Source organism: Pseudoalteromonas rubra (assembly GCF_001482385.1).
GTDB classification, from domain to species: domain Bacteria; phylum Pseudomonadota; class Gammaproteobacteria; order Enterobacterales; family Alteromonadaceae; genus Pseudoalteromonas; species Pseudoalteromonas ardens.
Genome location: NZ_CP013611.1, coordinates 1013822 through 1033164 on the forward strand (window position 1 = coordinate 1013822; position 19343 = coordinate 1033164).

The window sequence follows — 19343 nt, forward strand, 5'->3', positions numbered from 1 at the left end:
TCGTTATTGCTGGCGATAGTGTTCAAAAAATCGCTGCATTCGCGCCATCGCAGGCTCCAGCTCATCCATATGTGGTAAAAAAACCAAACGGAAATGGTCTGGCTGAGGCCAGTTAAACGCCCTGCCGTGTACCAGCAAAATTTTCTCTTCACGCAACAAATCAAGCATCATTCGCTCATCATTTTTCACATTGAAATGTTGCGTGTCAATTTTGGCAAACGCGTATAACGCCCCCATAGGTTTGACACAAGATACGCCCTGCATGTCATTCAGCCCTTGCCATGCTATCTGGCGTTGCTCATATAACCGTCCACCGGGTTGGATCAATGCATCTATCGACTGAACCCCACCCAGTGCCTGCTGAATGGCAAATTGTGCCGGTACATTGGCACATAAACGCATGGATGCCAGCATGTTCAAGCCATCGATGAGATCTTTCATTGCGGACACTTTGCCACTTAACACCATCCAGCCCATACGTAAACCGGCGGCCCGATACGTTTTAGCAAGGCCATTAAAAGTGATCACCGGTAGATCATCGCACAATGAAGCAATTGACCAATGTTCGGCGCCATCGTAAAGGATCTTTTCATAGATTTCATCGCTAAGCAGCAACAGGTTATGCTCTCTGGCAATATCAATGAGCCCCTCTAGCAAATCTTTGCTATACACAGCGCCGGTTGGATTATTCGGATTGATCAGTACCAGTGCGCGCGTTTTTGCGGTAATTTTGTTCCGTATATCAGCCAGTTCAGGAAACCAATCAGCGGCTTCGTCACACAAATAGTGTACCGGCTTCCCCCCTGACAACTTAACAGAAGCAGTCCATAGCGGATAGTCGGGTGCCGGGATAAGCACCTCATCGCCATCATTCAGTAACGCCTGAGTAACCATCTGGATAAGCTCACTGACCCCGTTACCAATAAAAATGTTGTCTACGCTGATATTTGGCAGTTTTTTTTGCTGATAATGCTGATATACCGCGACTCTGGCAGAATAAAGCCCTTTAGAATCACAATAGCCCTCTGCATCCGACAAATTGCGAATGATGTCACGGTGCATATCTTCAGGCATATCGAAGCCAAAGGCAGCCGGATTACCGATGTTCAGTTTAAGAACCTTGGTACCTTCGTCTTCCATTTTCTTTGCCTGTGACAACACAGGACCGCGAATGTCGTAGCACACCCCATTGAGTTTGCTGCTTTTAGTAATTTTTATCATTATTTCTCCCCATTCAGGCTCTTAGAATAGCGCCCCAATGACAGGAAGAAAAGGAGATTTCTTGATGAAGATAAAAAGGAAAAGTGGGTTGACTTTGCAGTAAAGAATAAGCTGACAGTAACGCGGAAAACAAACAGCTCATCGTGGGTGTTGGGCAGACTAATTGAGCAACGCTCTAACGCGAGCGAAGCTCATAATTCTAAGCATTGGCCATCAGCCATTGCTGCAATTTTACCGTAGAGCCAGCTACCTGTTTGGATAAGTTACCTAACGATTCTTTGGCAGAATTGACATCTCCCTCCAACAGAAAAAGTTCAATCTCTCGGGCACTGTCAGACAAACTCATTGCACCAAACTGTGCCGCATTCGATTTTAGGCTGTGCGCGTTACGTGTCGCTGCCTCCAGGTCTCCAGGTAACGACTCGCGGACTTCACGTTCCAGCCGTTCAAATTCACTGATGCAGAATACCAAAGTGTCTGAAAATTGCTCACCTAACAGGGACTGCATCGTATCCAGGCAAGCTTCATCAATTATTACATTCATATTAGTCCTTTTCGTTATCAGGCTAACAAACCCAGCAAAAGCCTCTCTATATTGTTAATGCTAGCTAAGAGGGTCCTAAACTGCAAACTATGATATGATCTGTGACAGAAAAAACAGTTAAATAATGCGATGAAACGAGCCCTTTGCGATCACTGCCACTTTCCACTTCAGACATGCGTCTGTCCATTTTTGGGTAGCACCGTTCACAATCGCTGTAAGATAGTGGTATTACAACACCCCAGTGAAGCCAAAGTAGCCAAAAACACGGTCCGGTTACTGTCGCTGCAACTCAGCAATATCGAGGTCATTCAAGGGGAGTCGGAAGCCGACTTCAGCGATATCCGTACACAGCTACAATCACAAGCCTGCGCACTGCTTTACCCTTCTGACAACGCACTGACGCTCGATGGCACAAGCTATCAGCAAGACCAGCCACACATTGAAACACTGGTGGTATTGGACGGAACCTGGAAAAAGGTACATAAAATACTTATGCTGAACCCCTGGCTGATGAGTCTGCCACATGTCTCGTTCGCGAACTTACCAGAAAACCAGTACTCTATTCGTAAAGCTGAGCAGGCATTCAGTCTTTCAACTCTGGAAGCAACCGCCCATTTTTTACACCTTTATGAGCAGATCCCGCCTGCCCCTTTCTATCAAGCGCTGGCTGGTATGATTGCACAGCAGACCAGGCATATGCCAGATCATGTAAAACTTAGGTATCTGAGTGACGAATAGGCGCTCAACTAATCGGTTAAAACGCCAGTTTTTCCGTGATGGTCCGGATTACCGGTTTGGTGATCAAACCAGTTTTGATGAAATCAAAGCCACTTTCGGTTTTAAAACCATTACCTTAGGCGCCTGGGTGAGTAAGGAAGAGCAACATATTGCGGCTAACTTACTTTACGATGCGCTGGCTGACCTCACTCAGATCTTGTCACTGCCTCCTGTTGCTATTGGCTTGCGGGGTACATTAAATCTGGCCTTCGGCAGTGGTGGACAGGCCGGTGTGCAGGCCCATTATGACAGCAACAAGCGTACCCTGGCACTGGCTAAGAACGCGGGGGGTGGTGCACTGGCGCACGAATGGTGGCATGCTTTTGACCACTACATTGCCAAACACATGTTCCATGAGGCTCGCGCACACGACTTTGCATCCGCACTGTGGCTGGTGCAGCCGCCTGTACTTTCACACCCGCTTAACCAACAACTTGATGCATTATTCCGCTTGTTATTACTAAACAGCAGCGCAAACGAGCCAAGTGATTATTTTAAGCATGCAGTGTTACTGGATAAAGCACGTGGTACTCAATATTATGCAAAACCACAGGAACTAACCGCACGTGCATTTGAATGGGTCATAGCGAATCATCCTCAGATCCGCAACGCCTTTTTGGTAGATGACGTGCTCGACTCCCCGTTACAACATCAGGGCGGATTTCCCGATCCCGGTATCGCGGCAGCAACGCTGACAACCACAACTAACTATTTTCAGATGCTAGGTGCTGCGTTATATCGTCAAGCGCAATGAACTGCGTTAACCACGTCTTATATTCTTCAAACGGAAGTGGTCTGGAAATATAAAACCCCTGGCCAATATCACAGCCAAACGCTTTCAACATTTGGTAACAGTGCACGCTTTCAACGCCTTCAGCAACCACCATAGAGCCCAGATTGTGCGCCATATCACAGGTCGCCTTACAAATCGTTTGATTGGTCGCTGAGCTGGCGATATTCATGACAAAACTCTTATCTATCTTTATCTCATCAACCCCAAGCTGGCTAAGGTATGCCAAAGAAGAATACCCAGTGCCAAAATCGTCAATGGCCATTTTAACGCCCAGGCGCTTAAAGCCATCAATGACCTCATTCAGATCTACTTCATTAGCGAGGGTAACGGACTCTGTAATTTCCAACATAAGCTGGGATGGTGCCAAATTTAACTGACTGATCAAAGTTATCAATTGCACCGCCAGATCTTTTCGGCCAATGTCTTTGCCAGAGACATTGAGTGACAAAACATGATGCGAGTAAACACTGCACAGCTCGGCTTGTAAAGATAATGCCTGCTCGACCACCCAATCGGTAATTTCAGGGATCATGCCAGAGGCTTCTGCAATGGGAATAAATTCATCCGGCGGAATAACCCCCAACTCAGGATGATGCCAGCGCAATAACACCTCAGCGCCAAATACTTCTCCTTGCTGCAACTTGACCTGAGGCTGAAAATACAAGGTAAATTGACTCTGCGAAACCGCATATTTCAGCGAAGACGCCACCTTGATCCGTCGTTCCAAATACAACGAATCGTTATGATCAAACAACTGCCATTTTTGCGTACCAAGCGGTCGTGCCGATATTGCCTGCAATGCGCGCTGCATCAGCGCTTCAGTCGTTTGTGCATGAACAGGGTTACTGGCTACGCCAATTTCAAGCTGATCAACAAGCAGCTCTCCTTTAAAGTTGATCCCTTCTTCAAAAATAGATGCCAGCAGACAAGCGTACTGCTCTACCTGACTTAACTCTAACTTGCCACGCAAGACAATAGCAAACAGGGTGTCATCCAGCCGATAGATCTGGGTTTTACTGGTCGGTTCAGCAGCAATCGTTACCCGGCCATAGGTATCCAGCTGCACCTGTACTTTTTTCAATAACGATTTGAGCTGAATAGCAGCGTAATCCCAGCCCATATTCAGCCTAATTACACTCAGAACCTTCGGTCGAAACATGACCAATGTGTGATGCTGATGTGTGTTTTGCAAACCATCGAGGGCTTTTTTTAGCATATGCCGGTTTGGCAGTCCGGTTTCTTTGTCATGGTTTGCATACTGGAGTAACAACAGCTTTTTCTGCCTTTCATGCCAGTAGACAAAATAAGCCAGCAGCAGCACATGCCCCGTCAGTAAGGCATGATTGAGTAAATAGTAACGTGAACTGGCAAGCACGCCCAGCTGACCCAGCATCAGAAACACCAGTAACACCAACGCGGGTGCAAAAACGAGAGCAAGTAAACGCGCTTCACGTTGATGTTGGGGAGGTTGTACGTACAATATATAAGCCACATAAGCGGTCACCACCAAAGCAGCCATCACCTGAAACAACAACTGATAACTGGCATGTAACGGCGCACTGATACACACTACCAGCAACAGGGCCCACAGCAAACGCCACAGATAATACTTATGTTGCTCATTGAGACGCTTTTGCGCAGCAAAATAATGGAAGAAACACAGTACGCAAGTCAAAGAAAGCAAGAAAAACTGGCTACTATAAGTGACCAACGCGCCACTTATTACTGTCGGGAACAACAACACATTTATCCCGCTCTCAGCGCCACTAATAAACGCAATAAGCATGACGTATCCCGCAATGGCCAGTAACCCGGGCCTGAACTGAGAAACAGCCATCATGGCAAGAAAAAAAGCAACTAAATAAATGCTGCCCGTCTCAACACCAAACAAGAATACCCTGTGGCTAAATAACTGCACAAAGTCGGATTCCGACACCATGGAAATGGATAATACCTGTGGGTGCGTGCCCTGAGCCTGAATAAAGAGCTGCGCACTAAGCTCACTCCGTGGTACTTTGATATGCGGTAATACCGCCTGAGCAGGTGAAGCAAGCTCTTTAGCCGGCGCGATCAGCGTGTATTGAATTAATTTACCCGCGCGCTCAAGGTAGAACTTGAGAACTCCCTGAACCGGCTGAGTATATATTACTTGTTCACTTTGTGTGTTAGCCGGGATCTCGACGCGAACCCAAGTTGCGATGCCTCGCTGCAATTTAATAGTCTGCTCTGACTCTGACATTTGCGTCATCATTTGACGGATCTCCGCCAGAGTCAGTTGATTTGTGGCATCATTATAAGCTGAGAGCGAAATCGGTGTCTGATCGCCTGCGACAAGATCACTAGTCTGAGTATGGCCCTCAAAAGCCAAGCCTATCGTTACAATCAACAATACTGCTATCACGCGTATCACGCCTGACCACATCCCAACCTCCTTGAGCAAGTGGCATAAATAGCTCAGCCAATCAGCGAACCAGTTGCAACAGAGGCTTGTTTCGCTGGTTTCGGATTAGTGCTAACAACGCAGTGAACGTATTCAATTGTGCACATTACGATGTAGCGGTAATGTTAAGTATGGAAGCTGAAGTTTGAATTGCCAGTATCAAGTTAAAAAATTCTCACTGTTGCTGGCGCAAAGGGGGATTGATAGGCTGAAGTATGTGGCAGTTTTGATAGTCGCCACATACTCGCCGATAGATTTAATGTGTGCTCACTGTATCAGCGATTATCATCACTGATCCGGCTTGCAATTGCGCTGTTTTGCCCTTTGTATTTGGCATCTTTTCGCATATTGTATGGTGCTTCAGCGGGGCTGCTCAGGGTTTCAAAACTCAGTGCACCAATCTTCATCTTAGGTCTTAGTGCCAGTGGCAGCTTACCCGAATTATAAAACTCCAGCACGATATTACCCGACCAACCTGGATCTATGCGGTGCGCCGTTACATGCACCATCAAGCCAAGCCGGGCCAGTGAAGAGCGACCATCCAGCCAACCAACTAGATCCGCTGGTAACGTCACTGATTCATAAGTCATGGCCAATGCCAGCTCACCAGGGTGGAGGAAAAATGCCTGACCATCTTCAAGCACAATTTCATCACTCATAATGGATTCCATTGCGGCATTAATCTGCTCTTTAGGTCCGCTCAGGTCAACGTAAGGTGCAGCATGGTCCTGGAACACCCGAAACTTGTTACCCAGACGCAGGTCAACAGTAACCCCTGAGATCATCTCATCCGCCGGTGATGGCTCGATTTGAATATGTTGTTTTTTTATAGCTTCTTTTATATCTCTGTCGGAGAGTCTCATTAGTTAGTCATCCGTTATTAAAATTTCGACCCCTTGAGTCGATTGTGATTGTAAATACAACATGCTGCTCATCAACTGCGCACAATATATGTAGTGGTCTTTTATCACCAGCGACTGGGTTGTGATGTTCGCGCCCTGTTCCGAGTTTTCCCGGATCCCGGTATCAAGCGGAATTTCAGCCAGCAAAGGAACACCGTGACGCGCGGCCAGTTTAGCGCCCCCTTCACTGCCAAAAATCGCATTTTTACCACCGCAATGCTGACACGAAAAATAACTCATATTTTCGATCAAACCTATAATAGGCAGGTTCACTTTATTGAACATTGCGACACCTTTTTGTGCATCTGCCAGAGCCAGATCCTGCGGCGTAGTGACCACAATAGCACCGCTGGCAGGCACTTTTTGTGTCATGGTCAGCTGAATATCTCCTGTCCCAGGCGGCATATCGACTATCAAATAGTCCAGCTCACCCCAGGCTGTTTCATTCAGCAATTGCGTTAATGCTTGCGAAGCCATAGGCCCACGCCAAACTGTTGCGTCGTCCTCAGGTACCAAAAAGCCTATGGACATCGCCCGAATACCATCTTTTTCAAAGGGTTTTAAAGTCTTTTCATCGATTGCCTCTGGCTGTTGGCCGACCAGCCCCAATAATGAGGGGATTGACGGACCATAAATATCCGCATCCAGAATACCGACTTGTGCCCCCTGGGACGCAAGTCCGGCAGCCAGATTAACGGCAGTAGTCGACTTGCCCACTCCGCCTTTACCTGATGCCACCAAAACAATATGCTTTATTTGCTTAAACTGGGTACTGCCCGCTACCTCACTGTGGCAGGCAACCTGAATATCTGTATTGAGAGAGTCGCTCAGATGTGAGGACAAAACAGCGCCCTGCCCTGACGCCGCGAAAGGTAACATTAGTGATACTTGCCAGAGTCCATCCTGCGATTTGTCTGGGGTGATTTCTGTAATCCACTGCGTATCAATTCCCATTGGAAATATTGCACTGCGGTAGTGCTGCAGGTGAGTTTTAATCTGTTCTTTGATTGGGTCCTTCCTGGTAAATAGTTTTTCAATACCAAACATACAAATAAAACGCCTTGAGGTGATGAAATGGGCGCTGGAATTATGTAACATTCACCTCATTAAAACCAGTCAAATTCGCGTCTGCCGGGAATTTCCCAGCCGTTCTGGTCAGTCTTTTATCAATAATTGACGCACTGACCGGTCCGAAGTTTTTGTTCTCTGCCCAGATTAGCACCGAGCGTGATGCCAGTCGCCAGATCTGCAGAGCCAAACTGAGCCGCTCTATATTCGTGGAATAACTATGACAAAGAGAAAAATTCTCATAACAAGTGCATTGCCGTACGCCAATGGACCGACTCACCTGGGTCACCTTTTGGAATATATTCAAACTGATATCTGGGCGCGTTTCCAGAAACAACAAGGCCATGAAACCTATTATGTCTGTGCCGATGATGCACACGGCACCCCTATTATGCTTAATGCACAAAAGCAAGGCATTACACCTGAAGAGATGGTTCAGCAAGTCAGTATAGAAAGACAACGTGATTTCGCCGACTTCAACATTGAATTTGACAACTACCACAGCACGCATAGTGATGAAAACCGCGAGCTAAGTGAATTAATTTATACGCGTCTTAACGACAAAGGTCATATCAAAAAGCGCACTATTTCACAGTTGTTTGACCCAGAGAAAAGCATTTTCCTGCCTGATCGCTTTGTCACGGGAACCTGTCCAAACTGTAAAGCAGAAGACCAAAATGGCGATAGCTGTGATGCCTGCGGCGCCACCTACAGCCCAACCGAGTTGATTGAGCCTAAATCAGCGATGTCTGGTGCTACGCCCATTTTAAAAGACTCTGAGCACTTTTTCTTTGATTTACCAGCATTTGAAGACATGCTGAAAACCTGGCTACGCTCAGGCAGCTTGCAGGCTGAAATGGCCAACAAACTGGACGAGTGGTTTGCAGATGGCCTGCAACAGTGGGATATTAGTCGTGATGCACCTTACTTTGGTTTTGAAATCCCTGGTGCCCCGGGCAAGTACTTCTATGTCTGGTTGGATGCGCCAATCGGCTACATGGCCAGCTTCAAAAACCTCTGTGACAAGCAAGGTCTAAACTTTGACGAGTTCTGGGCTGAAGGCTCAGATGCAGAACTTTATCATTTCATTGGTAAAGACATCATCTACTTCCACAGTCTTTTCTGGCCTGCGATGCTGGACGGTGCAAACTTCAGAAAGCCGAACAACGTCTTTGCTCATGGCTTTGTTACCGTAAACGGCGCGAAAATGTCTAAGTCAAAAGGTACCTTCGTCAAAGCGCGTACCTACTTAGAGCATCTGGACCCAGAGTACCTACGTTATTACTATGCCGCGAAACTAAATAGTGGCGTGACCGATCTTGATTTAAATCTGGAAGATTTTGCACAGCGCGTAAATTCAGATTTGGTTGGAAAAGTCGTAAACATCGCCAGCCGCTGCGCAGGCTTTATCACCAAGAAATTTGACGGTAAGCTCAGCAGCACAGTCATGGATGAGGCTTTGCTAAACAGCTTTGTCGCAGCCAAAGACAGCATTGCCGGCCACTATGAGAACCGCGAATACAGCCGTGCTGTTCGTGAGATCATGACCCTTGCCGACAAAGCGAACCAGTTCATCGACGCTGAAGCACCGTGGGTACTGGCCAAAAATGAAGATACTCTGGAGCGTGCGCACCAGGTGTGTTCACTGGGTCTGAACCTGTTCCGAGCTTTGCTGACTTACCTCAAGCCGATTCTGCCTGGCATGGCAAAAAATGTTGAAGCATTCCTGAATTCGCAGCTGTCATGGGAAAGCCTGGGCACACCGCTGGTTGATCATGAGATCAACAAGTTTAAAGCCCTGATGCAACGTGTTGAACTGGATAAGGTGAATGCTATGGTTGATGCTTCTAAAGAAAGCTTGGAGAAAAAAGTGGGTGGTCAGAGCGCTCAGCCTGCAGCGGACAGTCCGCTGGCCAAAGAGCCAATCGCGGACGAAATCGAGTTCAATGATTTTGCCAAAGTTGATTTGCGCGTCGCTAAAATTGCCAACGCAGAGCACGTTGAAGGCGCAGACAAGCTGCTGAAACTGACACTGGACTTAGGTGGCGAAACTCGCCAGGTGTTTGCAGGTATTAAGTCTGCTTATGCACCCGAAGATCTGATCGGCAAACTCACCGTCATGGTTGCCAACCTGAAGCCTCGCAAGATGCGCTTTGGTATGTCTGAAGGCATGGTGCTGGCAGCAGGCCCTGGTGGCAAAGAAATCTATATTCTCAACCCGGACGAGGGCTCACAACCGGGCATGCGTGTGATGTGATCAGCGCTGCTATTAAGCTAGATTGAACAAACGGGCCATCAGGCCCGTTTTGTTTTTATTTAGGGGTTTGAGTGTCCTGCGACAACTTGTCGCGCACTGCCATCAGGGCATAACCCAGCAAGTTTAGTCCATGCCACTTCTGAGGCACACTTGCAAATTCGTGGTCTTCTGCCAGCCCAATCCCCCAGATTTTATCAACCGGACTGGCCTCGACCAGAATCCTCTTGCCGGTTGAAAACAAGAATTCCTTCAGTTCAGGGTTTTGAGCAAACTTCAGCATGTTTGCACTGACAACAATATCGAATCGCTTAGCATTCCAGGTGGCTTCATCAAAACCGGTGACAGCTCTGCCCAGCTTTTTAGCCTCGCCAGGATGACCACACTCTAAAATGCGCAGCGCCACATCGTGATTATCAAATAGCATCGCCTTGTGGTACATCATGTAATGCTCAGCGCTTTTAAACATCAACCCGTGCTGCTCAAAGTGAGCCGGATACCATTGACTGAAACAAGACTTGGAAACACCTGATTTGGCCTTTTGATGACCCCAGAAAAAAACAAACTTCGGCTTTTTTGATTTCGCAATATACTCGATTAATTGCGCGTTACTAGTTATTGTCACAAAGACTTCCTATGTATAATGTATGTCACTCATGCTCAGAGGCTGTTCACCGCTTCTGGGCACCTGATTACTCACTAAATCAATGTATGTGCCATAATGAACTTCTGTCCGTCCATATCAACGACACTAAATCCATGTGATTCATATAACTTCACCAAATGAGCCTCACAGCGAAGATACAGTGCAGGCAACTTGAGCTTAATTGCCTTGGCAATCGCAAACTCAATCAAAGCCGTTGAGATGCCTTTGCCACGATGTTCAGTCGGCACATACACGCCGTCTAACCAATGCCGATAGCCTGAATAATTAGAATCGATTTGCTGTTTGATTTCGCCTGCACCAACTAACTCATTATCAATATAGGCAGCGAACCCTGTGCGTGAATCAGATGACGATATTTTATCAATCACGCCTTGTACTGTGGCATGAGGGTCTTTACTGTCCCAATGCTGGTAATACCAATTGGCGATGAGCTCAATGTCTGAATGGTCGCTCGATAAGTCTGAGACTTTCATTTGGGCTGTCCTGGGTGATTGTTATTGTTCTTAATTCCGGTATAGTTTCAAGGCTTCATTTCCCGTTAAAGAGAGAGCTTGATACAGAGGTTTGGAATTGCCTGAGGCTCTGCAAAGCGCTGCCCTAGCAATGATATTGGAAGCATTGTATAACAATTTGGTCCGCTGTGCTTTTAACATTTCACCTTGTGCAAAGGCCGCGCTAAAGCACGACTTTGCACCGTAAAGCGTTCGGCGAGCTGCGAAGCGTTGCTTCGGTCTCAGAAAAGTACGAGTGGACACATATCCCTATGGAGGGCTCCCGGGTCAGGTATCAGCGACCAAAGCTCAATGCACATCCGGCTAAAATGGCTCATTTCACCTTGCGCAAAGGCCGCGCTAAAGCACGACTTTGCACTATAAAGCGTTCGGCGAGCTGCGAAGCGTTGCTTCGGTCTCAGAAAAGTACGAGTGGACACATATCCCTATGGAGGGCTCCCGGCTTTTCATCCATGAAAAGCGTTCGGCGAGCTGCGAAGCGTTGCTTCGGTCTCGCCTCACCCAACCATTTCTTCGCCTTTGGGCGGGGAGTATGGGACCCTGATGGTCACTTCAATGCCCTCGCCTGGGCTTGAGTTCGCTGAGATTTCCCCTTTAAGTAGCTGTGTGACCAGGTTATAAACGATATGCATGCCCAAGCCACAACCGCCCTGACTCCTTTTCGTCGTTACAAACGGATCAAACAGGGTTTTCAGGCCTGCTTTTGGCATGCCCACGCCATCATCGCGATAGATTAGTAACCAATGCTCTCCGACCATGCTTGCTGATACCTCAACCTTGCCCTGCGGATGAGCTTCAAAGCCATGGATCATGGAATTGTTGAATAAATTCGTCATGATTTGATAGATGGCGCCCGGATAGGTATTCACTAGCATGTCTTCGTCGCCCGTAATGGTCAGGCCGATCTCTTTGCCTTTGCTCAGTGGCAACAATGAACTGAAGACATCGGCAATATAGTCTTTCACATTGATGTCTCGTTCAACTTCACTGGACTGATCCACAGCAACCTGTTTAAAGTTGCTGATCAGCATTTGTGCCCTGTCCAGGTTACGTAAAATGAGCCGATACCCTTCTTCCTGCTCGGCATTGAAACGCTCTAAATCAGTCTGGCGTAGTTGCTTTTCCCGAAGCTTTTCGTTGATGTTGTGCAGACACTCTTGATTATAGGTCAGCGCCGTAATGGCCACGCCCAGTGGTGTATTGATCTCATGGGCGATGCCCGCGACCACATTACCCAATGAGGCCATTTTCTCACTTTCTATGAGCTCTTGCTGGGTACGTTTAAGCTCCATCATAGCTTGTTCGAGTTTCTGGTTTTTCTTATATAGCTCATCCGTACGCATAGCAACTTTGATTTCAAGTTGTTCATTGAGCGTTTGCAAGGCATTTTGATGCGCCTTCAGCTCCGCGATGTCCTTTAATGCCCCAACAATACGCTGTGGTCTGCCATGATGATCACGGCTCACCACCTTGCCACGCTCTAATACCCAGCTCCACTGGTCTTTTAACGTTTTGACACGCATGGCGATTTCATAAGTATCCAGCTCTCCTTCAAGGCATGATTCGATCTTTTCTTCCCAGACAATGCAATCTTTTGGATGCACAAACTGATCAATGTCTTCAACTGTCATGGTGGTTTGGTTTTTGCCATAGTCAATGCGCGGTTTTACGCAGTAGCGATAGACTTTTTTGTCTTCCAGATGCCAGTCCCACAGTTCGTCGCCACTGGCCCACAAACTCAGCTCAAGGCGCTGCTGAAGCTCATTCATGACTCTGTTGTCATTCACAACCTGACGATAACGTGCCTGCCGTTGCCTGAACCATAAAGCAAAGCTGAGTGTTAGGGCCACGATATAAAAGGTTTTAGAGTACCAGTCCCACCACCAGGGTGCCTTTATCTGAATTGTAAAGCGATGCACAGGTGACTTCTGATTGAAGCGATTCACCGTATAAGTCTGTACCTGATAATTACCAGGCTCCAGTTTCAGCAAATTAATTTGCCTGACACCATCTGCGAGTTTCAACCACTGGTCGCTCAGCCCAACAATACGGTAAAAGAAATTTAGCCGCTCAGAGCCATAATCCAGACTGGAGTAATGTAAGGAAACGATATCCTGATTGTAATTAAGCAGCAGTTTTTCAGTCAGCTCAGGCGCCAGTGTCAGCTCGCTGCTGGCTTTAGGATGTAAGACTTCACCAAGCAGCTCGATGTTGGAGATCAGTAAGGGACGGATCCCAAACGCAATGCGGATCTGTTCAGGGTAAAACTGGTTGAACCCTTTGGCGCCGCCAATAAATACCCGACCATCAGGGGCTAACCAGGCTGCATTGTAGTTAAATTCATTATCCTGTACGCCGTCTACTACCAGAAAATTATCGATATTATGGTCGTGAATATTAATCCGGCTCAGACCGCCGCTGGTTCCAAGCCAGATATGTTCCTGTTGATCAAATACCATGGCCCAGACTGCCTCATTGGCCAGCCCATCGGTCACTTTAAGTACTTTTTCCACCTCGAACTGCTTGTTGAGAATGCTTATACCGGACTCACTGGCCACCCAGACTGCACCGAGTGAGTCGCGGGACAACATGAACACAATATCTGATGCCAGCCCATTGTTGGTCGTGAGAGATTTGATATTCTGACCATCATAATGAAATAAACCATCGCCCACACTCCCAAAGTAGAAGCCATCGCCGTCTACCAGGAGTGAAGAAACATGATTGGGTGCCGACACGGATGGCGCAAAGAAGGGCTGCAACTTTTTCTGGGCTTCGTCGTAATAAAGCAACCCCAAAGTGCGTGAGCTAAGTAAAACCAGCTGTTTAAATACGGTGATATCATTAAAACTCAGCTCGGGTCCGTTGCCAAAATCAGGCATAAAATAGGTGACTTCACCGCTTATCAGATTTAACCGTGCGACTCCGGCACCACGTGATGTCAGCCAGGCATGCTCTCCGACAATCTGTATCTTAGTGATAAAAGTATTGGAAAAACGGGCTAGCTGAGGATAAACCTGCTCTACTTTCACAAACCTTTGCTGCTCAAAAATATAACCACCGCTAGAGGTTGCAACCCATAGTCTGTCCGATTCATCCAGCGCGAAGCTGCGAATATCTGAATTAGTTAACGGAGAGTGAGGATAATTGTACTCGCCCACATGACCAAAGGTTTCGCTGAGCTGACTGATAAAATGCAAACCCCGAGTCTCTGTGCCTATCCACAGATCGCTGTTGCTATCGCGAAATACCGAGAGGATACTGCTATCTTGTAATCCTGATTTATTATTGCCACGTTTATACCAACGCTTTTTAATTTCCCCTTTCATATCGAGCAAGTACACGCCATGACTGGTTGCAACAAAAAGCTCGCCAGCAGAAGCAAACACGGAATGCAGCACCAACTTAGCGTCGGATGTGATTGCGCTTTGCCATAACGCGCGCTCAAACAACGTATCATAAGCGGTAAGCTGGTTATCTTTACTGATCAAAAAAGCGCGCTCGCCACTGACCATCAGAGATTTATAATCGCCCGCCAACAATAGAGTTGTTATGCCCGTTTGACGGTTGCTGACCATCAATCCTTCGTCAGAAAGATAATAAACCAAGTTCTTATACACAGTTACATAGCGTATGAAATCCCCTTCCAACGCCACTTCCTGCGGCTCTAATGTAGTCTTATCAATTACATAATAAAATCCATCTTCTGTGGTCACGGACACAGCAGCGCCTTGGCAGCCTATTGATTGCACTCTATCTGATAGGATCAAAGGGCTAAAATCACCCAAAAAGCTCTGAAACCGTCCTGTTACAGTGTGATAAACACTCAACCCGGTGCTGGTACCAATCCACAAGGATTCACCGCTGTGACACAGGGCAGTAATAAATGCCCCGGCCAGCGCAAAGGGATCTTGTTGACGACTAGAAAATTGCTTAAAAGAATGGCCATCAAAACGATTCAGACCAGCCTGAGTACCTATCCAGATGTAGCCAAGCTGATCTTCTTCAATAGCAGTAATACTGACCTGACTGAGGCCAGATTCATAATCATAATGACGCATCACCTGTGCAGTATCTGAAAACACAGGAACGGCAAACGCGATTGCAGAGTGTAGCCAGATCATAAGCGATATGAGGATACTGGCACCTAACTTTGTTTGTTTTATCTGCTGCTGATACAACCCTATCACCTTTTAAACAGGCTCTTTGTTGTAACTATAGCAAAACTTTACAATCCAGCTGAGATGTCGCTTGCTGGGTTAGCCGGGTGCATCGTCATGTTCGGACAATGAGAACTCGGTCATTTGACCATCCCCCCGTAACAACCGATAGCGACTTAAACGTCCCAGCTCCAATTCAACCAGGCTAATGGCGGAAGCACTCACCAGATAACGCTTGCCGGGGCTATCACTATGGTGTTTACGCACCGAGAGTTGCCAACGTTTAGTAAATAAATTAAACGGGCTCCATGGGGCGAACAACCAGGTATCCAGCTTTTCCAGAATATGCAGCAGGCGTTTCGGAAACTCATTTTTAATTCCCGAAGAAGTGAGCTGCCAAATACGATTGTCATGGCGGCCAAATCGCGCGGCAACCGAAAAACAAAATGAATAGTGAACATCGCCCGAGAGTATGATTGTCTCAGAGGGGGTATCTTCACGTTTAAAAATATCGATCAGTTTTTTCGCTGCGCCCTCATGGGCCATCCAGTTTTCAACATCGACCACCAAAGGTTGACCACATGCGTTAAATACCGCTTGGATGGTCTCAATGGCCTTAACCCCAAAAACCGGTGCCGGGCTGACCAGTAATACACTCTCCTGCTGCAGCATTTGCTCCTGCAATTCCATCAATGTTTCCCAGTCCATGAGTCCACTGGGTTCGTTAAAGTCCTGTTCGTTACGCCAGCGGTGCGTGCGCGTATCTAACACCACCACTTTCGGTTGAGTTTCAAGGCAATAATGCCACTGGGTAAAACGATGCAAAGCTTTATCAAAGCTGGTCAGTGCCCATGTATTGTGCGCGGTAAGACTTTGTGTGAAGCCATCAATCAGCTTACCCGACGCCGACAGGGCATCATTCCCCAGTCCCTGAAACAACCAGTAGGCGATAAGACCATTGGCAATAATCCGCCGGCTTGCCGGCGAATTCGCTATATTCTGCTCCCAGCGAGCGGTCAGATTCCAGTCATCCGTCACATCGTGATCGTCAAACATCATCAGGGTCGACACATTCGCAAACAGGCGCTGCGCAGCTGGCAGCGTCTCAATAAAGCCCTCCAGCGCGCGCTTATCGGCTGCAAACTCCAGCGCTTGTGGATGGCTCAGTGACTGGCCATGTAACTGCGATAAATCAACCAACTGCCAAGCCTGGAAACTAAAGTTAAGCAGATAACAGGCAATAAATTCCTCAAGTGTGATGAGATGGTTGCCAGCCTTAACACTCGAAAAATGAGCTTCATCTTTTTTCAGCCAATGGCTAATTGACCATTTACTGCGTGCCTGCCAGGGGGTTTTGGGTAACCAATGATGACGCTGATACAGTTGCTGCTCTAGTGACTCAGGTAAGCTCAGTGTCTGGTTGTCTTCAGGGTAAATTTCCAGCAGCGAAATCAGCTTATGAACAGCCAGCAACATAGGACCCGCCACATCGTCGGCATAGATTTGATCGCCAGACATCAGCAATAAGGCGGGTCGTTTGTCGCTATCATCCAGAGTTTGATTCAGGTAATCGTCAGCGCTTGCCAGACTGTCACGACTGTGATGATGCGGATTACGACATGAACCGTGCAACACACTGCGCAATGTATCCGGTATCAATAACTGAGGCGCATCCGTATAACTCAGGCTGCTCATATCGAGCCATTGCCCGCCAGCTTTAACACGATAGCTCAGGTTGGTATCGCACTCGAAGCGACCCGTTTTAGGTGTCACCAGTACAAAGCACAGATACAGATAAGTGCCCAGGCGTATTTCACTCAGCTGTGACGACACTTCGACGCCTTCTACAGCGACTTCAAACTCAGGCACGTCCGTGGTAACAAACTGCAGGCAAATTTGTGTGGGCTCTGCCCGGCGCACCATAGGGCCGAGCAATACATAGGGAAGCGCAGAACGATTAGCTGGCATTACCACGCTGAGCCAGACCAAACAAACGGTAGAAGTTCTCCGTTGTCGCGCTAGCTAACTCCTTGTAACTAATACCTTTTAAATCCGCAATAAAATAAGCCACGTCCTGTACATAGGCAGGCTGATTGGTTTTACCTCGATGTGGCACAGGTGCCAGATACGGTGAATCCGTTTCGATCAGCAGCCGCTCAAGTGGCAGGCGCTTTACAACCTCTTGCAGCTCAACGGCATTCTTAAAAGTCACAATCCCTGAGATGGAAATATAAAACCCCATATCAATGGCTTGTTTGGCCATTTCCCAGTTCTCAGTAAAGCAATGTAAGACACCGCCACACTGCTCTGCCTGATGCGCGCGCATAATATCCAACGTGTCCTGTCTGGCATCGCGGGTATGGATGATCAACGGCTTATTGAGCTCATTGGCAATATCGATATGCTGTGCAAAGCTGTCTCTTTGTACCTGATGCGTGTCTTTTGAATAGTAGTAATCCAGCCCCGTTTCACCAACCGCGACCACTTTTGGGTGCTGTGCCAGTTCTTTTAATAGCGCAGGATCCAGTGCGTCTTCCTGATTGAGCGGGTGCACGCCACACGATGCCGAAACATCATCAAAGGGCAGAATTTTTTCCAGCATGGCAGGAAATTGTGCCAGCGTCACGCTCACACACAAAAAGTGTTCAACCTGTTTAGCTCGGGCATCGCTCAGGATCTCGGGTAATGTTTTTCCAATTTTATCAAAATCCAGCCTGTCCAGGTGACAGTGAGAATCTACAATCATAACAACTCTTACATGGTGTAGGTGGGTTTGCCTGAATTCAGCTTAGTACCCAGTATTTTTACTATTTTATCATTCAGCAATTCGTCTTCGGTCTCGAAGCCTACCCCTATCCCTGGCGGGTTGGAGTTCTGTGCTCCCTGTGGCGTGATCCAGACCACCTTGCCCGTGACAACATCTTCTTCCAGCGCATCCGGTAAAGTAATACGCAGCGTCAGCGCCTGACCCATTTCATAGCGGCTATTGGTTTGTACAAATAAACCACCACTTTTTTGATAAGGCATGTAACTACGATATAGCTCGTCAATGTCTTCAAAATCAACTAGTAACTCTTGCACCTTGACTCCTATCTTAAGGTTTGCTGCAACTGATAACACAATCGTGACAGACTCAGGGACAAGTTTAAGCCTAACACAGTGTGTTGGTCTACTGAAAACCGCCTGAGCGTGGCAATTGCGACCTGCGCTTTGTCGAATGCCAGTTCACCACGCGCTATTTTAGTGTTGATTGCCGCCAGTGCAAAGCCACAAAATACCTTGACCAGGCTGGTGTCTGCTTGTAAAGCTTTGGCTAATGCTTCGGCATCAGCGCCTTCACCAAGACGTTGAGCTTCCTGCCACAGGTTATCAATAGCACCCAGCTGCTGCGCTTGCGCCCATCTAAGTAATAATAGCGGCTGGGAGATAAAGTGAGCGACCCAAGGGTATTGTCCGCTGTGGATCCCTTGCTGTGCCAGCCAGCCTTCAGCGCTATCAACATCAGCAACTCCCACATTCATCTTGTTACAGCGACTCAAAACGGTCGCCGTAACACGCTCAGTATCGTTGCATAACAGCAGTAAGTAGCGCCCTTTTGCGGGTTCTTCGAGGGTTTTCAATAACGCATTCGCAGCAGATTCGGTGAGTTTTTCTATGCCATCAATCACCACCACTTTATTGCCTCCCTGCTGTGCAGAGTGGAATATAAAATCATTTAAACTGCGGATCGCCTCTACACTGATACTGTGTGATTCAGCCGTGATCAACAGTTTGTCCGGATGATTATCCGCTTCGACCAATAAGCAGCTTTTGCACTGCCCACAAGCGCGCAACGAAGTACCTGCCTGTTTGCACAACAATGCTGCACTAAGCGACTGCGCCAGCTCAAGTTTGCCTACGCCTGTCATACCATGAAACATCTGCGCATGATGAAAGCGCTGTTGCTGAAAACTCATCTGCAACTGCGCATAAACCGTTTCTAACCACGGGTACATATCAATTGAC

General features: G+C 47.5%; 15 protein-coding genes. 3 read left to right on the forward strand and 12 right to left on the reverse strand.

Annotated features, from left to right (window positions below):
* Positions 1-3: 3 nt before the first annotated feature.
* Positions 4-1221, reverse strand: a complete 1218-nt coding sequence (locus AT705_RS04540; RefSeq protein ID WP_058795671.1) for a pyridoxal phosphate-dependent aminotransferase — start codon at positions 1219-1221, stop codon at positions 4-6.
* A gap of 199 nt (positions 1222-1420) precedes the next feature.
* Positions 1421-1765 (reverse strand): Hpt domain-containing protein, encoded by a 345-nt coding sequence (locus AT705_RS04545; protein ID WP_058795672.1) that lies wholly within the window; start codon positions 1763-1765, stop codon positions 1421-1423.
* Positions 1766-1894: 129 nt separating this feature from the next.
* Here AT705_RS04545 and AT705_RS04550 point away from each other — a divergent pair, with 129 nt between their 5' ends.
* Together AT705_RS04550 and AT705_RS04555 are read left to right on the forward strand one after the other, a co-directional pair.
* A complete protein-coding gene (locus AT705_RS04550; RefSeq protein ID WP_058795673.1) occupies positions 1895-2503 on the forward strand; it encodes a tRNA-uridine aminocarboxypropyltransferase in 609 nt (202 codons plus the stop codon).
* Positions 2493-3296, forward strand: coding sequence for a CLCA_X family protein (locus AT705_RS04555; RefSeq protein WP_058795674.1), 804 nt, complete (start codon positions 2493-2495; stop codon positions 3294-3296). Before AT705_RS04550 ends, AT705_RS04555 begins: the two co-directional genes overlap by 11 nt.
* Here the strand turns inward: AT705_RS04555 and AT705_RS04560 are convergent.
* The 3 genes from AT705_RS04560 to AT705_RS04570 all read right to left on the reverse strand — a co-directional run bounded on the left by AT705_RS04560 (position 3247) and on the right by AT705_RS04570 (position 7724).
* On the reverse strand, positions 3247-5757 hold the full coding sequence (locus tag AT705_RS04560) for a putative bifunctional diguanylate cyclase/phosphodiesterase (RefSeq protein WP_058795675.1): 2511 nt from the start codon (positions 5755-5757) through the stop codon (positions 3247-3249). The two genes, AT705_RS04555 and AT705_RS04560, sit on opposite strands and share 50 nt — an antisense overlap.
* Positions 5758-6050: 293 nt before the next feature.
* Positions 6051-6638, reverse strand: coding sequence for a dCTP deaminase (gene dcd, locus AT705_RS04565; RefSeq protein WP_010381646.1), 588 nt, complete (start codon positions 6636-6638; stop codon positions 6051-6053).
* A 3-nt stretch (positions 6639-6641) separates the two neighbouring features.
* Entirely contained in the window at positions 6642-7724 is a 1083-nt protein-coding gene (locus AT705_RS04570) for an Mrp/NBP35 family ATP-binding protein (RefSeq protein ID WP_058795676.1), read from the reverse strand.
* 241 nt (positions 7725-7965) lie between these two features.
* Here AT705_RS04570 and metG point away from each other — a divergent pair, with 241 nt between their 5' ends.
* Positions 7966-10002 carry a methionine--tRNA ligase gene (gene metG / locus AT705_RS04575; protein ID WP_058795677.1) on the forward strand — a complete coding sequence of 679 codons (2037 nt, stop codon included), beginning with the start codon at positions 7966-7968 and terminating at the stop codon, positions 10000-10002.
* Positions 10003-10057: 55 nt separating this feature from the next.
* On the opposite strand, the gene AT705_RS04580 is transcribed toward metG, so the two are convergent.
* The 7 genes from AT705_RS04580 to holB form a co-directional block, all read right to left on the reverse strand.
* Positions 10058-10624, reverse strand: coding sequence for an NADAR family protein (locus AT705_RS04580; protein WP_058795678.1), 567 nt, complete (start codon positions 10622-10624; stop codon positions 10058-10060).
* 74 nt (positions 10625-10698) lie between these two features.
* Positions 10699-11139, reverse strand: a complete 441-nt coding sequence (locus tag AT705_RS04585; RefSeq protein ID WP_058795679.1) for a GNAT family N-acetyltransferase — start codon at positions 11137-11139, stop codon at positions 10699-10701.
* A 536-nt stretch (positions 11140-11675) separates the two neighbouring features.
* Positions 11676-15359, reverse strand: coding sequence for a two-component regulator propeller domain-containing protein (locus AT705_RS04590; protein ID WP_082668916.1), 3684 nt, complete (start codon positions 15357-15359; stop codon positions 11676-11678).
* Positions 15360-15437: 78 nt separating this feature from the next.
* Positions 15438-17306 carry an alkaline phosphatase D family protein gene (locus AT705_RS04595; RefSeq protein ID WP_058795680.1) on the reverse strand — a complete coding sequence of 623 codons (1869 nt, stop codon included), beginning with the start codon at positions 17304-17306 and terminating at the stop codon, positions 15438-15440.
* Positions 17296-18084, reverse strand: coding sequence for a TatD family hydrolase (locus AT705_RS04600; protein ID WP_058795681.1), 789 nt, complete (start codon positions 18082-18084; stop codon positions 17296-17298). The genes AT705_RS04595 and AT705_RS04600 overlap by 11 nt, the downstream gene beginning before the upstream one ends.
* An 8-nt stretch (positions 18085-18092) precedes the next feature.
* Complete coding sequence (locus AT705_RS04605; RefSeq protein ID WP_058795682.1) at positions 18093-18419, reverse strand: PilZ domain-containing protein; 327 nt, start codon at positions 18417-18419, stop codon at positions 18093-18095.
* A gap of 8 nt (positions 18420-18427) precedes the next feature.
* Positions 18428-19333, reverse strand: a complete 906-nt coding sequence (holB, locus tag AT705_RS04610) for a DNA polymerase III subunit delta' (protein WP_058795683.1) — start codon at positions 19331-19333, stop codon at positions 18428-18430.
* Positions 19334-19343: the final 10 nt, after the last annotated feature.